Annotated in this window: 20 protein-coding genes; 15 read left to right on the plus strand and 5 right to left on the minus strand. The window is 68.8% G+C overall.

Going from position 1 to position 21,619, the window contains the following annotated elements:
* Positions 1 to 3: 3 nt before the first annotated feature.
* From DVK07_RS00465 to DVK07_RS00490, 6 genes are all read left to right on the plus strand, one after another.
* Positions 4 to 2,931, plus strand: coding sequence for a DNA-directed RNA polymerase subunit A' (locus DVK07_RS00465; RefSeq protein WP_121595212.1), 2,928 nt, complete (start codon positions 4 to 6; stop codon positions 2,929 to 2,931).
* Between the two features lie 22 nt (positions 2,932 to 2,953).
* Positions 2,954 to 5,608, plus strand: coding sequence for a DNA-directed RNA polymerase subunit A'' (locus DVK07_RS00470; RefSeq protein ID WP_233565363.1), 2,655 nt, complete (start codon positions 2,954 to 2,956; stop codon positions 5,606 to 5,608).
* Complete coding sequence (locus tag DVK07_RS00475) at positions 5,608 to 6,027, plus strand: NusA-like transcription termination signal-binding factor (RefSeq protein ID WP_121595214.1); 420 nt, start codon at positions 5,608 to 5,610, stop codon at positions 6,025 to 6,027. Before DVK07_RS00470 ends, DVK07_RS00475 begins: the two co-directional genes overlap by 1 nt.
* Before the next feature lie 44 nt (positions 6,028 to 6,071).
* Positions 6,072 to 6,884, plus strand: a complete 813-nt coding sequence (locus tag DVK07_RS00480) for a hypothetical protein (RefSeq protein ID WP_121595215.1) — start codon at positions 6,072 to 6,074, stop codon at positions 6,882 to 6,884.
* A 212-nt stretch (positions 6,885 to 7,096) separates the two neighbouring features.
* Complete coding sequence (locus DVK07_RS00485; protein ID WP_004599087.1) at positions 7,097 to 7,525, plus strand: 30S ribosomal protein S12; 429 nt, start codon at positions 7,097 to 7,099, stop codon at positions 7,523 to 7,525.
* On the plus strand, positions 7,522 to 8,175 hold the full coding sequence (locus DVK07_RS00490) for a 30S ribosomal protein S7 (RefSeq protein WP_121595216.1): 654 nt from the start codon (positions 7,522 to 7,524) through the stop codon (positions 8,173 to 8,175). The genes DVK07_RS00485 and DVK07_RS00490 overlap by 4 nt, the downstream gene beginning before the upstream one ends.
* Positions 8,176 to 8,846: 671 nt before the next feature.
* On the opposite strand, the gene DVK07_RS00495 is transcribed toward DVK07_RS00490, so the two are convergent.
* Complete coding sequence (locus DVK07_RS00495) at positions 8,847 to 10,832, minus strand: aconitate hydratase (protein WP_121595217.1); 1,986 nt, start codon at positions 10,830 to 10,832, stop codon at positions 8,847 to 8,849.
* 275 nt (positions 10,833 to 11,107) lie between these two features.
* On the opposite strand from DVK07_RS00495, the gene DVK07_RS00500 reads away from it, so the two are divergent.
* Positions 11,108 to 11,581 carry a deoxyuridine 5'-triphosphate nucleotidohydrolase gene (locus DVK07_RS00500; RefSeq protein WP_121595218.1) on the plus strand — a complete coding sequence of 158 codons (474 nt, stop codon included), beginning with the start codon at positions 11,108 to 11,110 and terminating at the stop codon, positions 11,579 to 11,581.
* A 372-nt stretch (positions 11,582 to 11,953) separates the two neighbouring features.
* Here the strand turns inward: DVK07_RS00500 and DVK07_RS00505 are convergent, their stop codons facing one another.
* The 3 genes from DVK07_RS00505 to DVK07_RS00515 all read right to left on the minus strand — a co-directional run bounded on the left by DVK07_RS00505 (position 11,954) and on the right by DVK07_RS00515 (position 14,838).
* Positions 11,954 to 13,318: an LLM class flavin-dependent oxidoreductase gene (locus DVK07_RS00505; RefSeq protein WP_121595219.1), complete on the minus strand. Its 1,365-nt coding sequence runs from the start codon at positions 13,316 to 13,318 to the stop codon at positions 11,954 to 11,956.
* A 121-nt stretch (positions 13,319 to 13,439) separates the two neighbouring features.
* Positions 13,440 to 13,847: a cyclic nucleotide-binding/CBS domain-containing protein gene (locus DVK07_RS00510; RefSeq protein WP_121595220.1), complete on the minus strand. Its 408-nt coding sequence runs from the start codon at positions 13,845 to 13,847 to the stop codon at positions 13,440 to 13,442.
* Positions 13,848 to 13,881: 34 nt separating this feature from the next.
* Positions 13,882 to 14,838 (minus strand): DUF5787 family protein, encoded by a 957-nt coding sequence (locus DVK07_RS00515; protein ID WP_121595221.1) that lies wholly within the window; start codon positions 14,836 to 14,838, stop codon positions 13,882 to 13,884.
* Positions 14,839 to 14,961: 123 nt separating this feature from the next.
* Between DVK07_RS00515 and DVK07_RS00520 the strand changes: the two genes are divergently transcribed.
* From DVK07_RS00520 to DVK07_RS00545, 5 genes are all read left to right on the plus strand, one after another.
* Positions 14,962 to 15,345: a hypothetical protein gene (locus tag DVK07_RS00520; RefSeq protein ID WP_121595222.1), complete on the plus strand. Its 384-nt coding sequence runs from the start codon at positions 14,962 to 14,964 to the stop codon at positions 15,343 to 15,345.
* Entirely contained in the window at positions 15,342 to 15,989 is a 648-nt protein-coding gene (locus DVK07_RS00525) for an NUDIX hydrolase (RefSeq protein WP_121595223.1), read from the plus strand. Before DVK07_RS00520 ends, DVK07_RS00525 begins: the two co-directional genes overlap by 4 nt.
* A 69-nt stretch (positions 15,990 to 16,058) precedes the next feature.
* Positions 16,059 to 16,898 carry an NAD+ synthase gene (locus DVK07_RS00530; RefSeq protein WP_121595224.1) on the plus strand — a complete coding sequence of 280 codons (840 nt, stop codon included), beginning with the start codon at positions 16,059 to 16,061 and terminating at the stop codon, positions 16,896 to 16,898.
* 650 nt (positions 16,899 to 17,548) lie between these two features.
* Positions 17,549 to 17,935 (plus strand): winged helix-turn-helix domain-containing protein, encoded by a 387-nt coding sequence (locus DVK07_RS00540; protein WP_199719383.1) that lies wholly within the window; start codon positions 17,549 to 17,551, stop codon positions 17,933 to 17,935.
* Positions 17,936 to 18,289 (plus strand): type II toxin-antitoxin system PemK/MazF family toxin, encoded by a 354-nt coding sequence (locus tag DVK07_RS00545; RefSeq protein WP_121595226.1) that lies wholly within the window; start codon positions 17,936 to 17,938, stop codon positions 18,287 to 18,289. It begins immediately after the preceding gene.
* 28 nt (positions 18,290 to 18,317) lie between these two features.
* Here the strand turns inward: DVK07_RS00545 and DVK07_RS00550 are convergent, their stop codons facing one another.
* A complete protein-coding gene (locus DVK07_RS00550) occupies positions 18,318 to 19,439 on the minus strand; it encodes an anthranilate phosphoribosyltransferase (RefSeq protein ID WP_121595227.1) in 1,122 nt (373 codons plus the stop codon).
* 127 nt (positions 19,440 to 19,566) lie between these two features.
* Between DVK07_RS00550 and DVK07_RS00555 the strand changes: the two genes are divergently transcribed.
* The 3 genes from DVK07_RS00555 to DVK07_RS00560 all read left to right on the plus strand — a co-directional run bounded on the left by DVK07_RS00555 (position 19,567) and on the right by DVK07_RS00560 (position 21,604).
* Positions 19,567 to 20,058, plus strand: a complete 492-nt coding sequence (locus DVK07_RS00555; protein WP_121595228.1) for a hypothetical protein — start codon at positions 19,567 to 19,569, stop codon at positions 20,056 to 20,058.
* A gap of 220 nt (positions 20,059 to 20,278) precedes the next feature.
* A complete protein-coding gene (locus tag DVK07_RS23170) occupies positions 20,279 to 20,437 on the plus strand; it encodes a hypothetical protein (RefSeq protein ID WP_199719385.1) in 159 nt (52 codons plus the stop codon).
* A gap of 87 nt (positions 20,438 to 20,524) precedes the next feature.
* Positions 20,525 to 21,604, plus strand: a complete 1,080-nt coding sequence (locus tag DVK07_RS00560; protein WP_121595229.1) for an Lrp/AsnC family transcriptional regulator — start codon at positions 20,525 to 20,527, stop codon at positions 21,602 to 21,604.
* The last annotated feature ends 15 nt before the right edge of the window (positions 21,605 to 21,619 follow it).

Here is a 21,619-nt window from a genome sequence, read left to right on the forward strand (position 1 = left end):
TCAATGCAAACACCGAAAGTGCTCGGCGGGATCGACTTCGGCCTCATGGACCCGGAGACGTACCGGGACATGTCCGCGACGAAGGTGATCACGGCCGACACGTACGACGACGACGGCTATCCGATCGACATGGGGCTGATGGACCCGCGGCTGGGCGTCATCGACCCCGGCCTGGAGTGCCGCACCTGCGGCTCCCACTCCGGCTCCTGTAACGGCCACTTCGGCCACATCGAGCTGGCGGCGCCCGTCATCCACGTGGGCTTCACGAAGCTCATCCGGCGGCTGCTCCGCTCGACGTGCCGCGAGTGCGGGCGGCTCGCCTTGGACGACGCGCAGCGCGACGAGTTCCGCGACCGCTACGAGCGGGCGAAGGAGCTCGGCGACGACGAACACGACGTGCTGAAGGCCGCCGTCCGGCAGGCCCGGAAGGCGTCCACCTGTCCGTTCTGCGGCGAGCCGCAGGCGGACATCAAACACGAGAAGCCGACCACCTACTACGAGGTCCAGGACGTGCTCTCGGGCGACTACTCCGAGCGCATCGCGGCCGCGATGCAGCCCGACGAGGAGGAGGACGACCCCGGCACCTCGCCGCAGGAGCTCGCCGACGAGACCGACATCGCCGTCGACCGGATCAACGAGATCATGGCCGGCGAGTTCCGCCCGCGCAAGGAGGACCGCCGCGCCATCGAGAAGGCGCTCGACGTCGACCTCACCGAGGAGGACATGAACAAGCTGATGCCCTCGGACATCCGCGACTGGTTCGAGGACATCCCGGACGAGGACCTCGAGGTCCTCGGCATCGACTCCGAGCACTCCCGCCCGGAGTGGATGATCCTGACGGTGCTGCCGGTGCCGCCGGTGACCACCCGTCCCTCTATCACGCTCGACAACGGCCAGCGCTCCGAGGACGACCTCACGCACAAGCTGGTCGACATCATCCGGATCAACCAGCGGTTCATGGAGAACCGCGAGGCGGGCGCCCCGCAGCTGATCATCGAGGACCTCTGGGAGCTCTTGCAGTACCACGTCACCACGTTCGTCGACAACGAGATCAGCGGGACGCCGCCCGCCCGCCACCGCTCCGGCCGTCCCCTCAAGACGCTCAGCCAGCGGCTGAAGGGGAAGGAGGGCCGCTTCCGCGGCTCGCTTTCGGGGAAGCGCGTCAACTTCTCCGCCCGGACCGTCATCTCGCCGGACCCGACCCTCTCGCTCAACGAGGTCGGCGTGCCCGACCGCGTGGCGAAGGAGATGACCCAGACGCTCAACGTCACCGAGCGCAACGTCGAGGAGGCGCGGCAGTACGTCCGGAACGGGCCCGAGGCCCACCCCGGCGCGAACTACGTGCGCCGCCCCGACGGCCGCCGCCTGAAGGTGACCGAGAAGAACTGCGAGGAGCTCGCCGAGAAGGTCGAGGCCGACTGGGAGGTGAACCGCCACCTCGTGGACGGCGACATCGTGATCTTCAACCGGCAGCCCTCGCTGCACCGGATGTCCATCATGGCCCACGAGGTCGTGGTGATGCCGTACAAGACGTTCCGGCTCAACACCGTCGTCTGTCCGCCGTACAACGCCGACTTCGACGGCGACGAGATGAACATGCACGCGCTGCAAAACGAGGAGGCCCGCGCCGAGGCGCGCGTCCTCATGCGCGTCCAAGAGCAGATCCTCTCGCCCCGCTTCGGCGGGAACATCATCGGCGCCATTCAGGACCACATCTCCGGCACCTACCTGCTCACCCACTCGAACCCCGAGTTCACGGAGACGCAGGCGCTGGACCTGCTCCGCGCCACGCGCGTGGACGAGCTGCCCGAGGCCGACGGCGTCGGCGACGACGGCCGCGAGTTCTGGACCGGTCGCACGCTGTTCTCGGAGCTGCTCCCGGACGACCTCGACCTCTCGTTCACTTCTTCGGCCGGCGACAGCGTCGTCATCGAGGACGGCCAGCTGATCGAGGGGACCATCGACGAGGACGCGGTCGGCGCGTTCGGCGGCGAGGTCGTCGACACGCTCACGAAGGAGTACGGCGAGACCCGCGCCCGCGTGTTCATCAACGAGATCGCGTCGCTGGCGATGCGCGCGATCATGAACTTCGGGTTCTCGATCGGGATCGACGACGAGTCGATCCCGCCGGAGGCCGAAGAGCAGGTCGACGACGCCATCGAGAGCGCCTACGACCGCGTCCAGGAGCTGATCTCGACGTACGAGGCCGGCGAGCTGGAGTCGCTGCCGGGCCGCGGCGTCGACGAGACCTTGGAGATGAAGATCATGCAGACGCTCGGGAAGGCCCGCGACTCGGCCGGTGAGATCGCCGACCAGCACTTCGGCGACGACAACCCGGCGGTCGTGATGGCCCGTTCCGGCGCGCGTGGCTCGATGCTGAACCTGACGCAGATGGCCGGCTCGGTCGGCCAGCAGGCGGTCCGCGGCGAGCGGATCAACCGCGGCTACGAGGACCGGACGCTCTCGCACTACCGGCCGAACGACCTCTCCTCGGAGGCGCACGGCTTCGTGGAGAACTCCTACCGCGGCGGGCTCACCCCGCAGGAGTTCTTCTTCCACGCGATGGGCGGCCGCGAGGGGCTGGTCGACACGGCGGTCCGGACCTCCAAGTCCGGCTACCTCCAGCGCCGGCTCATCAACGCGCTCTCCGAGTTAGAGGCGCAGTACGACGGCACGGTCCGGGACACCTCGGGCCGCATCGTCCAGTTCGAGTTCGGCGAGGACGGCACCTCGCCGGTGAAGGTCTCCTCGGGCGAGGAGGACGGCATCGACGTCGACGGTATCGTCGACCGCGTGGTCGACGCCGAGTTCGCCTCCGACGAGGAGAAGGAGCGGTTCCTCGGCGAGCGCGAGCCGCCGACGAACCTCTCGGAGCACGCCGGACCGGGGCTTAACAAGGCCGGCGGGCCGGGGGTGGAGTCCGATGACTGAGTACGACAACGTCACCGACGACATGGAGGCGGTCGTGGAGGCGACCGAGCTCCCCCGCCGGCTCAAGACGAAGGTGTACGAGGCCATCGACCGCAAGGCCGAGGAGGCCGGCGAGGTCACCATCGAGCAGGCGACCGATATCGTCGAGGGCGTCGTGAACCGCTACGAGCAGACGCGCGTCGACCCCCTCGATCCGGTCGGAACGGTCTCGGCGCAGTCGATCGGCGAGCCCGGGACGCAGATGAGCGTCCCGCACGACGAGCGCGTCGTGGTTCGGCGGAACGGAACGACCGACATCGTCGAGATCGGCCCGCTCGTCGACGAGATACTGACCTCCCGCGAGTCCCGGTCAGTAGACGACCACGAGGTCGGGCTCGCGCCCGACGGGCTGGAGACGCTCAGCCTCGACGGCGACGAGGGTGTGCGCTGGAAGCCCGTCGAAGAGGTCAGTCGCCACGACGCGCCGGACGAGCTGCTTCGGTTCGAACTCGAGTCCGGTCGGACGATTCGGGCGACGAAGGCCCACTCGTTCGTCACTCGACGCGACAACGAGGTCGTCCCGGTCACCGGCGACGACCTCGAAGCGGGCGACTGGCTCCCGGTCGTCGGATCGTACGAAAGTGACGGCGATGACGAGGTCGACCTCCGGAAGTACCTCCCAGCAACCGATTACTGGTACACCTCGACGCTCGCCGACGGCGGTGTCGACACCGCTCCGGTCGGGGCGGATCAGCTCCGCAACAAGCGCGACGCGCTCGACGCGGGAGACCTCGACGAAGAGACCGTCTATCCGACCGGCGGGACGGTCGGTCTCCCGGAACGCTTCCCGCTCGACGCGGATACCGGGTTCTTCGTCGGCGCGTGGCTCGCGGAAGGGTCGCTGACAGACCACTACGTCTCCGTCTCGAACGTCGACGAGACGTTCCAAGACGGGATTCGAGCGTTCGCCGACCGGTTCGACCTCTCGGTGAACGAGTACGAGAACGACAGCGGGTTCGCCCGCGGTTACGACGTTCGCGTGAACGGGACGATCCTCGCCGACTTCCTGCGCGCTGCGTGTACGGAAGACGAGCGGAAGATCGTTCCGGGCTTCGCGTTCGGCGCGAACGACGAGTTCGTCCGGGGGCTGCTCCGTGGGTACTTCAGCGGCGACGGCAACGTCGCGGAAAGCGCGGTCCGTTCCAGTTCGACGAGCGACCGGCTCACCGCGGGAATCGCACTGCTGCTCGCTCGCTTCGACGTGTACGCGACGCTCGGCGAACAGGACGCGTCGCGGACGCTCCGCGTGCCGAAGAAACACGTCCAGTGCTTCGCCGACCGGATCGGGATGGTCGGCGAGCGGGGGGACGAACTCGACGCCGCGGCCGCCGAAATCGATGAGACGGGACCGGACGCCACCGATCAGGTTCCGAACTTCGGCGACGCGCTCCGCGAGGTCGCGTCCGACGCCGGCATTCCGAGCCGACAGGTAAACGCGGCGTCGAACCGCCAGCGGATCGGCCGCTCTCGGCTCCGACGGCTCGTTGACGAGGCGGAGGAGGCCGGCGTCGACTCGGAGGCGCTCGACGAACTCCGTCAGGCGGTCGCCGGCGACGTTGTGTGGGACCGGATCGAGTCGATCGAAGCCGTACCGACGGAACACGACCACGTGTACGACTTCTCCGTCGAGGGACTGGAGACGTTCACCACGGCAGAAGGCGTCGTGACGCACAACACGATGAACACGTTCCACTACGCGGGCGTCGCGGAGATCGACGTCACGCAGGGGCTCCCCCGGCTCATCGAGCTGGTGGACGCCCGGAAGACGCCGGACACGCCGATGATGACGGTCCACCTCGACGGGGAGTACGCGACCGACCGCGAGAAGGCCCACGAGGTCGTCTGGTCGATCGAGGCGACGCGCATCCTCGCGCTCGGGGACGTGTCGACCAACGTCGCGGACATGCTGGTCCGGATCGACCTGAACGACGACACGCTCTTGGAGCGGTGGCCCACCCACTCCGACGCGACGGAGGTCGCGGAGATCATCGCCGAGACGATCGAGGACTCGCTGGGCGTCGACGCCCGGCAGGCCGGCACGGTCATCGAGTTCGGCCCCAACGAGCCGAGCTACCGCGAGCTGCTCCAGCTCGTCGAGCGGCTCCGCGAGATCGTGTTCAAGGGGATCGAGGAGATCGAGCGCGTCGTCATCCGCAAAGAGGAGATCGACGGCGACGAGGAGTTCGTCCTCTACACCGAGGGGTCGGCGTTCGGCGACACCCTCGACATCGAGGGCGTCGACGCCTCGCGGACGACGTGTAACAACATCCACGAGATCTACCGCAACCTCGGGGTCGAGGCGGCCCGCGAGACGATCATCGACGAGACGAAGAACACGCTCGAAGAGCAGGGGCTCGACGACGTGAACGTCCGGCACCTCATGCTCGTCGCCGACATCATGACGAACAACGGCGAGATCGAGTCGATCGGCCGGCACGGCATCTCCGGCAACAAGGACTCGGTGCTCGCGCGCGCGGCGTTCGAGGTGACGGTCAACCACCTGCTCGACGCCGCGATCCACGGCGAGTACGACGACCTCGACGGCGTCATCGAGAACGTCATCGCCGGCAAGCCCATCTCGATGGGGACCGGCGACGTCGACCTCCGGATGGGGTCGCGCGTCGTGAGCGACGACTAATGTACGTCGAGCTCTCCGACGAGGCGCGGCAATACATCGGTCGGTTCGACGAGCTGACCGGCGTCACGCCGACCGACTGCCTCGTGGAGGGCGACCGCCTCGTGTTCGTGGTGCCCGCCGGCGAGATGGCGGCCGCGATCGGCCAGGGCGGCGAGACCGTCGCGGAGGCGGAGCGGCGGCTCGACAAGTCGATCGAGCTGGTCGAGGACGCCGACACCGCCGAGGCGTTCGTCGCGAGCGCGCTCGCGCCGGCGGCCGTCAACGCCGTCACCATCTCCGAGCAGAACGACCGCGTGGCGTACGTCGAGGTCGAGGAGGCGGACCGCGGCGTCGCCATCGGCGCGGAGGGCGCGAACATCGAGACCGCCCGCCGGCTCGCGGCGCGGCACTACGACGTCGACGACGTCCAGCTGACCTGAGGCCGACCCCACGCCTTTTTGCCGACGCACCCGTTCCTCGCCGCATGGACCGCAGACGCTTCCTCGCCGGGATCGGCGCCGGAGCCGCGGTCGGCGCCGCCGGCTGTCTCGGCGGCGACTCGGCGGACCGACCGTTCCCCGAGGCCGACTGGCGGGCGGAGGATGCCCTCGACGTCGCGACCCTCGCGGAGCGGCACGCCGACGCGCTCGTCGACGCCGGGAGCGCCACGCTGTTCTCGACGGCGGCGACGAGCCACGACGGCGACGAAGAGCCCACGCCGTGGCTCCCCTCGCAGGAGTACGAGTCGCGGTACGACCTCGAAAACCAGCGGTTGTACGTCAGGCTGTCGGTGACCGAGACCGACGCGCCGGACGTCTCCGAACTGTACGCGGCCGACGGCGAGGCGCTGTTTCGCGTCGAGCGGGAGTCGGGCGTCGAGTACGACCGCCAGTCGATCGACCGGTCGTCGGGCGAGCTCGAGTCGGCGATGCGCACGGAGGTGGCGACCGGGATCCGCGTCGAGGGCGGGGCCTCGGACGTCGAGACGGAGTACGAGGGACTGAACCTGTGGAACCCGACGAGCGACGGGGCGGGCGAGGTGCGCGGCGAGGAGACCGCGCGGTTCACGGCCGACGCCTTCGAGGGCGACCGAGACGTGCCCGAAACGGTCGAGACGGCGTCCGCGACCGTCCACGTGTACGAGTCCGGCGTCGTGCCGCGGCTCGAACAGTCGTGGGCGGGTCCACACGACGGCGGGGAGGCGTCCGTCGACGTCGACATCGACTACCGCGACCTCGGCGCGACGGTGTCGGAGCCGGCGTGGGCCGAGACGGCGCGCGAGGAGACGAGCGGCTGACGCCCCACGGCGTCGCGGTGCGTCTCCACACGAAACGACGGGCGCTCTCGTCGGCTTACCGGCTCAGCGGGAGCGAACGCCCGTCGTTTTCGGTCGAGCCGATCCGTGAAACACCCTCAGATCCGTCGAGAGGGACCGCTCGGGGGATCTGAGGGCGTTTCGCGGCGGAGAAAGACGACGCTTAAGTAGCTCCGTTCGGAAGTAGGCGTACGATGGCGAACGGCAAGTACGCGGCCCGTAAGCTCAAAAAGGACCGGCAGAAGCGCCGCTGGTCCGACTCCGAGTACGCTCGGCGAGAGCGCGGGCTCAAGAAGAAGTCCGACCCGCTGGAGGGTGCCCCGCAGGCGCGCGGCATCGTCCTCGAAAAGGTCGGCATCGAGGCAAAGCAGCCGAACTCGGCGATCCGGAAGTGCGTCCGGGTTCAGCTCATCAAAAACGGGAAGCAGGTCACCGCGTTCTGTCCCGGTGACGGCGCGATCTCCTTCATCGACGAGCACGACGAGGTCACCATCGCCGGGATCGGCGGTGCGAAGGGCCGCGCGATGGGCGACCTCTCCGGCGTCAACTACAAAGTCGAGAAGGTCAACGGCGTGTCGATGATCGAACTGGTTCGCGGCAACGCGGAGAAGCCGGTCAGATGAGCGGCGAGGAGACCGAGGCGCCGTCCGAGGAGGACGTCGCCGCCGACGAGCCGGATCCGGACGCGCCCGCGTCGAGCGAGGCCGCCAACGAGAACGCCCAGCTGTTCGGCGTCTGGGACGTCACCGAGATCGCCTACGAGGACCCCTCGACGAAGCGCTACATGACCGTGACGCCCATCGCGCACACCATGGGTCGCCACGCGTCCAAGCAGTTCAAGAAGTCCGAAATCTCGCTGGTCGAGCGGCTTATCAACCGCCTGATGCAGACCGACGAGAACACGGGGAAGAAACAGCAGGCGACGCGGATCGTCCGCGACGCCTTCGACATCGTCCACGAGCGGACCGAGGAGAACCCGGTTCAGGTGCTCGTGACGGCCGTCGAGAACGCGGCGCCCCGCGAGGAGACCGTCCGCCTGAAGTACGGCGGCATCTCCGTCCCGAAGGCGGTCGACGTCGCGCCCCAGCGCCGCGTCGACCAGGCGCTGCTGTTCATCTCCGACGCCGTCGCCAGCGCGACGTACAAGTCGACGACCGCCGCCGCCGAGGCGCTCGCGAACGAGCTCGTCGCCGCCGCCGACTACGACGTCGAGGGCTCCTACTCCATCTCGCAGAAGGAGGAGCGCGAACGCGTCGCGGCCGCGGCCCGCTAACGCCGGTTCGGCGTTCGGACCGACGGGACGCGTTCGCGGTTTTTCGTTTTGATCCCACCCGCGGAGCGGTGGTGCTGTTCGGCGTTGCGGTGTGTGGATCGAGCGAGGGTGGCGAGCTATTAGGGGAGTGGGTAAATCAGACTGGTTGCTGTGAAACGCTATTTAAATAGCCGTGAGCGGTAGCGACGTTCGCTTATAAAAGATAGGCGGTGGCGCGTGCCTGCGAGCGGGCCGTAGGCCGCGAGTAGCACGCGCGAGGGAGTCGGTGGTCCGGAGCGAAGCGGAGGACCACCGACGAGGCTGGGGAGGCGTGAGGCTGCGGTGCTGTGCGGGGTGGGACTCAAAGGGGCAGCCGCGAGGACGAAGCACGGCGACGCAAGCACCACAGGAACGAGCGCAGCGAGTGACGAGGAGCGCAGCGAGCCGCGCGAGTCCTCGCGGGTGGGGCTTTGGAGGTGTTCACCGTAGAATCACTAATCACTTATAAATAGACGACAGCAACACCACGATTCAATTTATAAACAACCGCTTAGCCGATCGACTCATCCACTCCCGCTCTCGCTCTCATCGGAATTGACGACACTCCGCCGATCCACACAGCCGCCGCTGAAAGAGCGAACACGTCGAAAAATGCGGGAAATCGAGTTGCTGAGTCTCGCGGGACAGCGCGCTCAGTCGTCGGCCGGCGCCGCGCCGGAGCCGCCGTCGGCGTGCTGCTGTTTGACCCACGAGAGCTTGCCGCCGGCCGCGAGGATGTCGCGCTCGCGCTCGGAGGCGTCGAGGTCGGCGGTGAACTCCCACTCGCCGTTGACGCTCACGGTGAACTCCTCCTGCCCGGAGCGGACGCCCGCGGGCACGTCGTCGACGATCTCGAGGTCGTCGCCCTGGTCGATCTTCTCGTACGTCTCCTCGTCGATCGCCAGCGGGACGATCCCGAAGTTGAAGAGGTTCGCCTTGTGGATGCGGGCGAAGCTCTGCGCGAAGACGGCCTCGATGCCGAGGTACATCGGACAGAGCGCGGCGTGTTCGCGCGAGGAGCCCTGCCCGTAGTTCTCGCCGGCCACGAGGACGCCGCCGTCGGCGTTGAGCGCGCGCTCGGCGAACGTGTCGTCGACGCGCGAGAGCGTGAACTCGGAGAGCTTCTCGATGTTCGAGCGGAACTTGAGGATGTCCGCCGTCGCCGGGATGATGTGGTCGGTGGTGATGTTGTCCTCCATCTTGAGGAGGGCCTCACCGCCGTCCACGTCGATGTCGTCTTTCAGCGGCACGTCGCCGATGTTCGGGCCCTTGACGAGCCCGTCGTCGATCGCCTCGTCGGGCGAGATGATGTCGGAGTCGTCCTGTCCCATGCCGGGGCCGTACTTCGTCCCCATCTCGAGGCCGGGGGCCTCGAGGTCGCCGAGCTCGTCCGCGAGGTCGCGCGGGTCGACGATCTCGCCGGTGATGGCCGCCGCGGTGGCGACCTCGGGCGAGCAGAGGAAGACGGAGTCGTCCTCGATGCCGGAGCGACCCTCGAAGTTGCGGTTGAAGGTGCGCAGCGAGACGGAGTCGGAGGCGGGCACGTGGCCGATGCCGATACACGCGCCGCAGGTCGCCTCGGAGAAGTTGACGCCGGCCGCCATCATCTCCGCGGTCCAGCCCTCGCGGGCCAGCATCTCGGAGGCCTGCTTCGAGCCGGGCGCGACGATCATCTCGGTCCCCTTGGAGACCTCGCGGTCCTCCAGCATCTTCGCGCTGGGGAGGATGTCCTCGTAGGCGCCGTTGGTACAGGAGCCGACGATGACCTGCTCGACGTCGGTGCCCTCGTACTCGCTGACGGGGGCGACGTTGTCGGGCATCGAGGGCGCGGCCACGAGCGGCTCGAGCTCGTTCAGGTCGACCTCGATCGTCTCCGCGTACTCCGCGTCGTCGTCGGGCTGGAGGTCGACGTACTCCTCCTCGCGGTCCTGACGCGCGAGCCAGTCCTTCGTCTTCTCGTCGGTCGCGAAGATCGAGGAGGTGGCGCCGAGTTCGGTGCCGAGGTTCGTGATCGTGGTGCGCTCGGGGATCGTGAGCTTCTCGGCGCCGGGGCCGGTGTACTCGAAGATCTTGCCGACGCCGCCCTTGACGGTCAGCTCGCCGAGCAGGTGGAGCGCGATGTCCTTCGCGGTCGCCCACTCGGGGAGCTCCCCTTCGAGGTGGACGTTGACGACCTCCGGCATCTCGACGTAGTAGGGGCCGCCGCCCATCGCGACGGCGATGTCGAGCCCGCCGGCGCCGATCGCGAGCTGGCCGAGCCCGCCGGGGGTCGGCGTGTGCGAGTCGGAGCCGAGCAGGGTCTTGCCGGGCGCCGCGAAGTTCTCCTTGTGAACCTGATGGCAGATGCCGTTCCCGGGCCGGGAGAAGTACGCGCCGTACGTGCCGGCCGCCGAGCGGAGGAAGCGGTGGTCGTCGGTGTTCTTGAAGTCGAACTGATACGTCTGGTGGTCGCAGTACTGCGCGGCCAGCTCCGTCTGGACCTCGTCCAAGTCGAGCGCCTCGAACTGCAGCCACACCATCGTCCCCGTCGTGTCCTGCGTCAGCACCTGATCGATCTCGATGCCGATCTCCTCGCCGGGCGTCAGCTCGCCCTCGACGAGATGCTCATCGAGGATCTTCTCCGTAATCGTTTGTCCCATATCACGCCAAGATGGCCGTCCCGTGGATATAAAACCCGCGAGTTTCCCGAAGATCGACCGTGTTAGATCCCGCGATGCGGCAACGCTCGCTGTGATCTCCGCGTGATACCACGCACCGTGAAATACGTAGCCGTCCGGAGTGTTTTAGGTCATTAATCGCCTGAAACGGGCGAAATAGCGGGTTTCAACGGTCGCGGCAAAAACGGCTGATTCGCCCCTCCTCGTCGCGCGCCGCGGGCGACACCGTTTTGCCTCGCCCGCGGTTCCGGACGCGCATGTTCGACTCGGGAGCCGCGGTCGCGGCGGCGCTGGAGGCGGCCGGCGCCGACCTCGACGACGCGCAGCGACAGCCGAACGGCGTCGACCTCACCCTCGACGCGGTGTTCGCACAGACCGAACCCGGCCGGCTCGGGCGCGACGGGAAGCGCGTGGGCGAGCGGCGGGAACTGGAGCCTCGGGGCGACTGCTACCGGCTCGAACGCGGGAGCTACGTCGTCCGCTACGGCGAGCCGGTGCGGATCCCGGAGGAGCGGATCGGGTTCGTCCTCCCGCGCTCGACGCTGCTGCGCAACGCCTGTACCCTCGACACGGCGGTGTGGGACGCCGGCTACGAGGGGGTCGGCGAGGGCCGTCTCGACGTCGGCCACCCGATCGAGATCGAACCGGGCGCGCGGATCGCGCAGCTCGTCCTCGCCGAGGCCGATCACGAGGGGACGTACGACGGCGCGTACCAGGAGGAAAACCTCTGAAGAACGGCGTCTTCTGCGGGCCGGCTACGCACAGTCCCCGTCGGCGCGGAACGGTCGTTGAGTCCCGGTCGGCGCGGAACGGTCGTTGCCCGCGGCTGTGCGAGCGGATCGCTCGGTGAGTAAAGGAACGAACGGCACGCCCGTGCCGGGAAAAGGTGGCATGGGCGTGTCGTTCTGTAGGTCCCCGCTGACGCTTCGGCCCTCCAAGCGAAGCGTCACCTGAGACAAGCGGTGGTAGACACTTAAGCGTGCCGGGGGCGGCAGCGTTGTCGTATTAGTTAGCGGCAATTCGTTCACAACAGCTCGCTAATACGAGCCGCGAAACCACGCGAAGGCGTCCGGCCGAGTCGGTGTCCGAGCGGTCTCCGCGCGCTACTGCCGGGCGGGGTGGTCCGCGCGGAGCCCCGTCTGCCCCTCGCCGAGGAGCCGCTCGCGGAGCGTCTCGCCCGGCGGCTCCGCGTCGGCCGGGGGAACGAGGCCGCGCTCGCGCAGCTCCGGGACGACGAGGTCGACGAAGTCGACGAGCGAGTCGGGGCGGACGACCTCCTTGACGTTGAACCCGTGGATGCCGACCTCCTCGTGCCAGCGCTGGAGCTCGTCCGCGATCACCTCCGGGGTCCCGACGATCGTCGGCGAGGTGGTGCCGAGCCCGCAGAACTCCGCGACCTCGCGGACCGTCCACTCCCGGTCGGGCTGGGCCTTCGTGAACGCGTTCATCGTCCCCTGGATCGCGTCCGTCTCGATGTGCTCGACCTTCTGGTCGGGGTCGAGCTCCGAGAGGTCCATATCGAGGAAGCCGGAGAGGAGCGCGAGCGTCGCCTCGACGTCGACGTGGCGCTTGTACTCCGCGTGCTTCGCCTCCGCGAGCGCCTGCGTCTCGCCGACGACCGGCACCACGCCGATGAAGAAGCGGAGGCTCTCGGGGTCGCGGCCGGCGTCGGCCGCGCGCGACTTCACGTCGTCCATGTACTCGACGACGCCCTCCTCGGTCGGCTGGCTGGCGAAGACGGCCTCGGCGTTGCGCGCGGCGAACGACCGGCCGTGATCGGAGGAGCCGGCCTGGTAAATGACCGGAGTGCGCTGGGGGGACGGCTCGCAGCCGTGCGGGCCCGGCACGGAGAAGTGGTCGCCCTCGTGGTCGATCGCTGAGACCTTGTCGGGGTCCGAGTACCGCCCGGCCTCGCGGTCGACCTCGACGGCGTCGTCGTCCCACGACTCCTCCCACAGCTGATAACAGACGTCGAGGAACTCGTCGGCGCGGTCGTAGCGCGTCTCCTTGTCCATCCGCTCGTCGAGCCCGAGGTTCTCGGCGGCCGACTCCAGGTAGGAGGTGACGACGTTGATCGCGACCCGCCCGTCGGTGAGGTGATCGAGCGTCGAGAACTCCCGCGCGAGCTGGTAGGGGTGGGTGTACGTCGTCGAGCGCGTCACCGCGAAGCCGAGGTCGTCCGTGACCTCCGCCATCGCCGGCACGACGAGCTGCGGGTCGTTCGCGGGCGTCTGGACCGCCTTCTCGACGGCGACCTCTCGATCGTCGCCGTACACGTCGTAGATCCCGCGCACGTCCGCGAAGAACACCGCGTCGAAGCCGCCGCGCTCGGCGGTCCGCGCGACCTCGGTCCAGTACTCGCGGTCGGCGTAGTCCGCCGACCGGTCGCCGGGGTACCGCCACGACCCGGGCGAGACGTGCTCGACCGAGGACATGGTGAAGAGGTTGAGGTGTAGGTGATCGGACACGGACTTCGGTACGCGCTCCGGGGTAATACGGACACAGGAAGTGGCGGGACTTGTCGCTGTCGCGGACGGAGGGACGCCGCGGCAGCGTCGACCACCGCCGCGACCGCGCCGACGCTGAGCGCTACGCCGAGACGGACTCCGGCGAGGAGACGTACGCGGCGAAGTCGGAGGTGGTGATGATCCCGATGGGCGTCTCCCCGTCGACGACCGGGACGTGGTGGAACCCGCGTTCGAGCATCGTCGCGGCGACAGCCGCGACGTCGTCCTGCGCGCCCGCCGTCACCGGGTCTCGCGTCATGTACCGCTCGACGGTCGTCTCGGCCTTCGGCCGGCTCTTCGCGACGATGTCGACGAAGTCCGTCGAGGTCAAGATCCCGACGAGGTCGCCGTCGTCGTCGACGACCAGCACCGAGCTGATGTCCTCTTCGAGCAGCACCGCGGCCGCGTCCTCGACCAGCGTGTCCGGCGTCACCGTGTGGAGGTCCGTCGACATCAGCCGCGCGACGAAGACGTCTTCGATCTCGTCCATACCCGAAACACCCGCCCTCGCCGTATAAGCGTTCTCACAGGTACCCCGAGAGCCCGGACTGCCGGCGCGGGCCGCCCCCGTCGGGGTCCGCGACCCACGCCGTCCGCTCGTCCCGAAGCCCCTCTCGGTCCGCCGCCGGCGGGTCGGCGGGCTCGAAGGCGGGACACCCGCTCCCGCACTCGCGGCCGGGGTCGACCACGCGGTCGAACTGCGCGCAGCGCGGCCGGCCGTCGGCGGTCGCCTCGCCGTGCGCGCAGGCCGGCGGCTCCGGGCGCCACCCCTTCCCGTACGCGCGCTCGGCGATCCGCCGCCGCTTGCGGGCCTTCGCCTCGGGGTCGACGAGGGCGACGTCCGTGCGGGAGGGGCGCTCCGCGCGGATCTCGACGCCGGGCGCGTCCGGGTCGAGCGGCGTCGGCTCGCGGACGACCTCGCGCTCCCCCGTCTCCGGATCGAACCGCCAGACGCCGACCGCGTCCGGGATCCGGTTGAGGTGCGCCCGGGTGACGTAGGAGGCGGTCGCGAGGACGACCTCGTCGAACAGGCCGAGCGCGGCGTCGTACCGCAGCTGCGCCTCGAGGTCGCCCGGCGTCCCGAGGTCGGGCTTGTTCTCGACGGCGACGAGCGAGCCGACCCAGTCCTCGGGGTAGCGCGCGGTCGCGCGCACGACCGGCCGCCCGTTCCGCCGCTCGCGTTCGAGGTAGCCGACCTCGACCGCACGCTCGACGACGGCGGCTGCCCGGTCCGGCGGGAGGTCGAACGCGTCGCGGACGGGGACGGCCTCGCCGGGGCCGACCGCGGCCTCGATGGCGGGGTCCGGGATCCGCTCGGCGCTGATCGCGGCGCGGTCGTCGAAGTCCGGGCCCGGCGACAGCAGGCAGACGTCGACGATGCGGGTCCCCGGCGTCTCGACGCCCGCGCCGAGCTGCCGGGCGACGACGCGGTCCGGGGATTCGAGCGCGGCGCAAAGCGCCAGCTCGAACCGGTACTCCATACCGTCGGCAGGGGCGCCGCGGTATAAAACGCGTCGCCGCCTTGCGCTGTGTCCGACCGCCGTTTCGCCGACCGCGCTCCCGCCGGCCGAAACCGGTATTCCCCGCCGGCTCCAATTTCGACTATGCGCCGGGTCACCCGGAACGTCTTCATCGCCATCGCCCTGGTCGTCGTCGCGCTGCTCGCGCTCGGCGCCCTCCCAAGCTACCTCGGCAGCGGCGACCCGTACTACCTCACGGTCGAGCCGATCGAGACGAACGGCACCGCCGCCGACGTGAACAACGTCTCCGACCGGCGGTACCCGTTCCTTATCGGCGCGATAGAGAGCGAGGACGGGCGCTCCGCGGGGTACCAGACCGGCCCGTACGGGATGAAGGAGTGGTTCACGCACACCCCGTTCGACGAGGTGGACGCGCTCACCCGGCAGGTGCCGAACGCCTCGACGGAGACCGGCGTGCGGGTGCGCCGCGACGGTCAGGTGTACCACGCGGAGGTGGTCCGCCCGTGACGCGCGAGAACGCTGACTCCGACGCGCGCGACGCCCCCGACGACCCCGGTGGCCCCGCCGCCGACCTCCGCGACCTGCCGGCGTTCTCGGACGGCCGCAACCACTCGCTGCCGGGCGAGCCGGAGTGGCCGGTGAAGGAGGTCGTCGTCGAGTACGACGAGGGGTGGTTCGTCGGCGGCTACGACCGCGTCGAGCAGCCCGACGGGACGGAGAAGAAGTACTACTGGGCCGAGCTGTCGCCCGCGACGGTGATCGTCGCGGTCGCGGACGACCGGGTGCTGTTCGTCGAGCAGTACCGGCCCACCGTCCGGAACACCCAGCTGGAGCTCCCGGCCGGGATCGTCGAGTCCGGGGAGTCCTACACCGAGGCGGGCGTGCGCGAACTCGCCGAGGAGACCGGCTTCGAGCCGTCGTCGACGTCGCTGCTCCAGGAGGTGTGGTGTTCGACCGGCGTGTTGCGTCACACGCGCGGCTACGTGTTCGCGGAGGGGCTGGAACCGGTCGACGTCGACCACGACAGCAACGAGTTCCTCGCCCCGCGGTCGGTCCCGGTCGACGAGGCGCTGGAAATCGCCCGCGAGCCGCCGACGAACGACGCGACGCTGGAAGGGCTGCTGTTGGCCGAAGAGGAAGGACTGCTGTAGAACCCGACGCGCGTCCAGTTCCCGGCGCCGACGGGGAGGTATTAGTCGCCTCGGCACCTGTATCCGCCCATGAGCCAGAGCTCGGAGCAGTCGGTGTTGCTGTCGGACGACCCCCCGCTCGACCTCCGCCTCTCGGACGAGGAGCTGGCGGCGACCCGCGAGCGCGTCGTCTCGTTCGTCCGCGACGTCGTCGACGACGCGGGCGCGGAGGGCGCGGTCCTCGGCCTCTCGGGCGGGATCGACTCGACGCTCACCGCCCACCTCGCGGTCGAGGCGCTCGGCGAGGACGGCCTCCACGGGCTCACGATGCCCTCGTCGGTGAACGACCCGGACGTGATGAGCGACGCGGAGCGCGTCGCCGAGGACCTCGGGATCGAGTACGACGTGGTCGAGATCCAGCCGATCGCGGAGGCCTTCTTCGACGCCGTCCCGGGGGCGGCCGACGACCGCACGGCCGCGGGAAACGTCTACGTCCGGACCCGCGCCGTGTTGAACTACTTCGTCGCCAACGCGGAGAACCGGGTCGTCCTCGGCACCGGCAACCGCGCGGAGGCGATGACCGGCTACTACACGAAGTACGGCGACCAGGCGGTCGACTGCAACCCCATCGGGAACCTCTACAAACAGCAGGTCCGCCAGCTGGCCGCGCACGTCGGCGTCGACCGCGATCTGGTGATGCAGGAGCCGACCGCGGGCATGTGGGAGGGACAGACCGACGCCGAGGAGATGGGGCTCGACTACGACACCGTCGACGCCATCCTCGCGGTCCACGTCGACGGCGGGCTCTCGCGGGCGGCGACGGTCCGCGAACTCGACGTCCCGGCAGAAGCCGTCGACCGCGTGGTCGACCTCTACGAGCGCAGCGCCCACAAGCGGGCGATGCCGCCGGCGCCCGACCGCGACTTATAAAGAATCGACTGCGTCTCGACGAATACTTATAAAGAACTGATGCGGTGGCGCGTGCCTGCGAGGCCGCCCCGCGGCCGAGCCGCGAGGGACCGAAGGTCCCTCTGGAAGCCGGCGCGGAGCGCCGGCGACAGCACGCGCGAGGGAGTCGCGAACGCAGTGAGCGACGAGGCTGGGGAGGCGTGAGGCGCGGGGCGGTGCTGTGCGGGGCGGGACTCAAAGGGGCAGCCGCGAGGCGGACGCAGGCGACGTAAGTAGCGTGGCGCTACGCGCCACGGAAAGCCGGCGGCTTCGCCGCCGGCGACACCGCAGGAACGAGCGAAGCGAGTGACGAGGAGCGTGGTTCGAGAGAGCTTTGCTCTCTCGTCATCCCGAAAATCTCCGATTTTCGGGCGACAGCGAGCGTGCGCCCGCCTCGCGACTGGGGCTTTGGAGGAGTTCGTCACGGAGCCACCGGCAGCGATTTATAAACGAGCGGCTGGGGCTTTGGCGGTGTTCGCCGCCGATCCGCTATCACTCCTTTATAAATGAGCGGCTGGGATTCGTCTACATTTCCCCTGTTGATTCGCACTACCCGCTTCTCACCTATCGGCTGGTTCGATCACAATTGGCCGATGAGATTTAATACAATCAGATACAATCCGATACACACGATGCCGATCTCGGCAGACGACTTCCAAACGATCGACGAGCAGGAGGAGACAGTGGACCTCGAACCGGATACGACGCAGGGGAAGATACACCGATTCCTCCTCGAAAACGCCGATCAGGCGTTCCGCCAGCGAGAGATCGTCGATGGCGTCGACGTCCCGAAGGGCAGCGTCGGACCCACCCTCAAGCGCCTCGAACGGCACGGACTCGTCACTCACCGCGGTCGATACTGGAAGATCGCAGACGCCGAACACGCGACCGCATCCGCGGCTCGCCTCGGCGCCGCCGCGGCCGACGCGCGAGACGGCGGCTTCTCCGACGAGGAGGTCGACGCGTGGATGGAGGCCGCGGTCGACCCCATCGAAGAGCGTGACGACGGGGACGCGTAGATGGCGTCGCGAGGCGATGTCGTGTGGGCCCCTGACCCGTTCAAGCAAGGCGATGGGAACCCCAGACCGTGGCTGGTCGTGTCGGCCGAGCGCCTGCCGTATCGAAACGAGGAATCGATCGCGGTCGCGTTCACCACGCAATCACACCACCGCGATAGTTTCTCGGTCCCGAGCAAGGCGTGGGTCCGGGGCGAGCCGAACGCGCAGAGCCACGTCCTGCCGTGGTCGGTGGCGACGCTGAAAGACGATATTCACGTCGCCGGTGTACAAGGAACGGTCACGGACGAGTTCACGAAGCGCGTCGCGAGCGCCCTGATCGCTTACCTCGACCCGTCACCAGAGAGCGACGATTAAAAACAGATATCCGCAGACGCGACGGTTCTCAGAACTCCCGCAGTTCCTCTAGAACCTCGTACGCGGAGCCGTCGTCGATGGCTTCGCGAGCCGCGTCGAGACCCTCCTCGATGGAGTCCGCGTCCTCGCCCGCGTAGATCCGGAGCGCGGCGTTGACCGCGACCGCGTCCGCGAAGGCGCCGTCGCGCTCGCCGGCCAACACCGCCTCGGTGATCTCGGCCGACTCGGCCGCCACGTCGTCGACCGCGAGGTCCGCCTCTTCGAGGTCCATCCCGTACTCCGCGGTCTCGATCTCGAAGTCGGTGAAGGAGGCGCCCTCGCTGCCGGCCGCCTCGGCATCGCCCTCGCTCGCGCCGCCATCAGCCCCGCCCGCCGCGTCCCACTCGGCGACCTTCGTGTAGCCGGGGCGCACGTCGTCGTACCCCTCCATGCCCTGGAACATCAGGACGCGGTCGAGGTCGTGGAACTCGCTCTCCACGAACGTGTCGACCACCTTCTTCGCGAACGCGAGGTGGTAGAAGGAGCCGAGGTGCGTCGAGGCGCCCGCGGGGTTCGCCAGCGTCTCGACCGTGTTGACGAAGGTCCGGACGCCCATCTGGTCGCGGCGGTCGAACAGGTCGTCGATGGCGGGGTTAAAGGCGGGCTGGTAGTAGAAGCCGAAGCCGGTCTCGTCGACCATGTCGGCGGAGTCCGACGGCGTCAGCTCGGTGTGGACGCCCAACTCGTCGAGGACGTGCTTGTACGAGTCCTGCTTCTGCGTGGGGACGCGGTCGCCCGAGTGGACGACGACGGGCGTGCCCGCGGCGGCCGCGACCGCTCCGGCCGCGACGCCGAGGATGGCGGTCCGGCCCTTCCCGTCGTAGTTGGCGCCGCAGTCGACGGGGTCGACGTCCGGTTCGGCGTACTCGACGCGCTCGCACATCACGTCGACGTACGCGCCGAGCTCCTCGGGCGTGTTCCGCTTCCAGCGGTTGGAGAGCCAGAACGCCCCGAGCGTGGTCGGGTCCGGCTCGCCCGCCAGGATCCGCTCGAACGCCTCGGTCGCCTGCGCGCGCGTGAGGTCGTCGGCCGACTTGTGGCCGGAGCCGCAGACCTCGGTCATCAGCCGCTTGAGGGGCCAGTCGCCGAACTCCTGGGTCGCCTGAGCCATACGTTTCGTTCGGGCTTCCGAACGAAAAGTCCCCCGTTCGGCTCCCGGGCGCTGGGAAGGGGACGGACCGGATCGGACTGAGTACGGGCGCAGAAGATATTTATTTCGCCCCGCCGCGGGACGGATCGTGACCGATCGAGCCCCGAACGGCTCGGGTCGAAGCCCCGCGGTCGAACGCCGATACCGAGCGACGAGGCGAGCGGTCCTCGCCGGCTCCGCGCTCGCGCTCGGCGGCGCCTCCGGCTGTCTCGGGCGAGCGTTCCGCGACGACCTCCCGGCAGCGACCGTGTCAGTCCAGTCGACCGAGCGGGTCGACGACCCCGAACACGACGCGACCGTCGAGGTGGCCGACCGGACCGCGCGGATCGAGGGGCGGTTCGCCGCGCCGGTCGACTGCGTCGCCCTCGACGCGAGCGTGTTCACCTCGTCGCCCGACGAGGGACTCGCGGTCGTGGAGATCGCGGCCGCGGAGACCGAAGCGGGCTGTGACGGTCCCGCGGCCGTCGCGTACGAGGGCGAGATCGAGTTCGGGTTCGCGGTCCGCGATCTCACCCTGACACACCATCTCCGCGACGACGAGGACCACGTTCCCGTGGCGCACTACGAGCGAGGCGACTGACCTCCGTCCCCGTTCGCGGCGCGCGCGAGCGACGAACACCGGTTAGCCGGCGGCTCGCGCCGGTTGCGTGACACACGATCACACACCTTAACAAGACGAACGTCTCTTTTTGACACAGAATAAGATACGAACGTACAAAACCGAGCTGTTCATATTCTGTAACACCCTCTAAATAGCGTCAGAGTTATATGTTCGTCCATCTACTGACTGGTTGTACCCGATGACGTCCAAATCCGTCGCCACCGCGCTCACGCTGTACCGCTCCCGCACGCTGACGCTCGAACAGGCCGCGACCGTCGGCGGCTGCTCGACGGCGCAGCTGGAAGAGAGCGCCCGGGCGTTCGCCCCGACGCCGGGCGACGCTCCCGCGGACAACTGACCCCACGGCCTACCGAACGACACGCGTCCCGCTGACGCTCGACGACCCTCCGAAACCCGTACGTACGCGGGTCCCCTAACCCGCGTAATGAGTCTGGACGCCGACTGGCGGGCCGACGTCGACGCGGTCGACGCGGCCCTCATCGACGAGTACCAGAGCGGCTTCCCCGTCGAGGAGCGCCCGTTCGAGCGGGTCGCCCGCGAGATCAGCGCCGAGACGGGGATCGACGTCGACGCCGACGAGCTCCTCGACCGCGTCCGCGACCTGCGCGATCGCGGCGTGTTCCGCCGGTTCGGAGCGGTTCTCAACCCGCCCGTCATCGGCTCCTCGACGCTGGCGGCCGTGCGCGCCCCTGACGACCGCTTCGACGAGGTCGCCGAGGTCATCAACGGCTACCGACAGGTGAACCACAACTACCGCCGCGACCACGAGTGGAACCAGTGGTTCGTCGTCACCGCGGGCTCCCGCGAGAAGCGCGACGAGATCCTCGACGAGATCGAGGAGCGAACCGGCTGCGAGGTGCTGGCGCTCCCCATGCTGACGGACTACTACATCGACTTAGAGTTTCCCGTGGTCAACGCGGACCGGTTCGCGCGCGAGTCGCTCGACGAGACCGACGTCTCCGCCACCCGCATCTCCGAGGACGCCCGGGGCGACCTCACGCCCCTCGAAGCCGACCTCCTCTTAGCGATTCAGGACGGCTTCCCGCTCTCGGCGACCCCCTACGCCGACGTGGCGAGCGAGATCGGCGCGAGCGGATCCGGCGTCGACCCGACCGTCGACGAGGTGCTCGCGGCGGTCGAGCGCCTGCTCGCGGACGGCTGTATCAAGCGGGTCGGCTGTATCGTCAACCACGTCGTCACCGGGTTCACGAACAACTGTATGGTGGTCTGGAACGTCCCGGACGACCGGCTCGACGAGCGCGGCGAGGCGGTCGGGAGCCTCCCGTACGTCACCCTCTGTTACCACCGCCCCCGCCGGCCCGACCAGGACTGGGAGTACAACATGTTCACCATGATCCACGGCCGCGAGGCCGAGGCCGTCGACGCGAAGATCGACGAGCTGGCGGCCGACCACCTCCCCTTCGCCCACGAGCGCCTCTACTCGACCGAGACGCTGAAACAGACCGGCGCGCGCTACGAGGACCTGGTCGCGGACGGAGAGTGAAGAAGTAGCGGGGAA

The sequence above is a fragment of the Halorubrum sp. Atlit-26R genome (assembly GCF_003666015.1).
GTDB lineage: Archaea > Halobacteriota > Halobacteria > Halobacteriales > Haloferacaceae > Halorubrum.

Bases quoted from the DNA above. Each gene is read 5' to 3' on its own strand.
- DVK07_RS00465 (WP_121595212.1), top strand. From the start codon at position 4: ATGCAAACACCGAAAGTGCTCGGCGGGATCGACTTCGGCCTCATGGAC.
- DVK07_RS00470 (WP_233565363.1), top strand. From the start codon at position 2,954: ATGGAGGCGGTCGTGGAGGCGACCGAGCTCCCCCGCCGGCTCAAGACG.
- DVK07_RS00475 (WP_121595214.1), top strand. From the start codon at position 5,608: ATGTACGTCGAGCTCTCCGACGAGGCGCGGCAATACATCGGTCGGTTC.
- DVK07_RS00480 (WP_121595215.1), top strand. From the start codon at position 6,072: ATGGACCGCAGACGCTTCCTCGCCGGGATCGGCGCCGGAGCCGCGGTC.
- DVK07_RS00485 (WP_004599087.1), top strand. From the start codon at position 7,097: ATGGCGAACGGCAAGTACGCGGCCCGTAAGCTCAAAAAGGACCGGCAG.
- DVK07_RS00490 (WP_121595216.1), top strand. From the start codon at position 7,522: ATGAGCGGCGAGGAGACCGAGGCGCCGTCCGAGGAGGACGTCGCCGCC.
- DVK07_RS00495 (WP_121595217.1), bottom strand. From the start codon at position 10,832: ATGGGACAAACGATTACGGAGAAGATCCTCGATGAGCATCTCGTCGAG.
- DVK07_RS00500 (WP_121595218.1), top strand. From the start codon at position 11,108: ATGTTCGACTCGGGAGCCGCGGTCGCGGCGGCGCTGGAGGCGGCCGGC.
- DVK07_RS00510 (WP_121595220.1), bottom strand. From the start codon at position 13,847: ATGGACGAGATCGAAGACGTCTTCGTCGCGCGGCTGATGTCGACGGAC.
- DVK07_RS00515 (WP_121595221.1), bottom strand. From the start codon at position 14,838: ATGGAGTACCGGTTCGAGCTGGCGCTTTGCGCCGCGCTCGAATCCCCG.
- DVK07_RS00520 (WP_121595222.1), top strand. From the start codon at position 14,962: ATGCGCCGGGTCACCCGGAACGTCTTCATCGCCATCGCCCTGGTCGTC.
- DVK07_RS00530 (WP_121595224.1), top strand. From the start codon at position 16,059: ATGAGCCAGAGCTCGGAGCAGTCGGTGTTGCTGTCGGACGACCCCCCG.
- DVK07_RS00540 (WP_199719383.1), top strand. From the start codon at position 17,549: ATGCCGATCTCGGCAGACGACTTCCAAACGATCGACGAGCAGGAGGAG.
- DVK07_RS00545 (WP_121595226.1), top strand. From the start codon at position 17,936: ATGGCGTCGCGAGGCGATGTCGTGTGGGCCCCTGACCCGTTCAAGCAA.
- DVK07_RS00550 (WP_121595227.1), bottom strand. From the start codon at position 19,439: ATGGCTCAGGCGACCCAGGAGTTCGGCGACTGGCCCCTCAAGCGGCTG.
- DVK07_RS23170 (WP_199719385.1), top strand. From the start codon at position 20,279: ATGACGTCCAAATCCGTCGCCACCGCGCTCACGCTGTACCGCTCCCGC.
- DVK07_RS00560 (WP_121595229.1), top strand. From the start codon at position 20,525: ATGAGTCTGGACGCCGACTGGCGGGCCGACGTCGACGCGGTCGACGCG.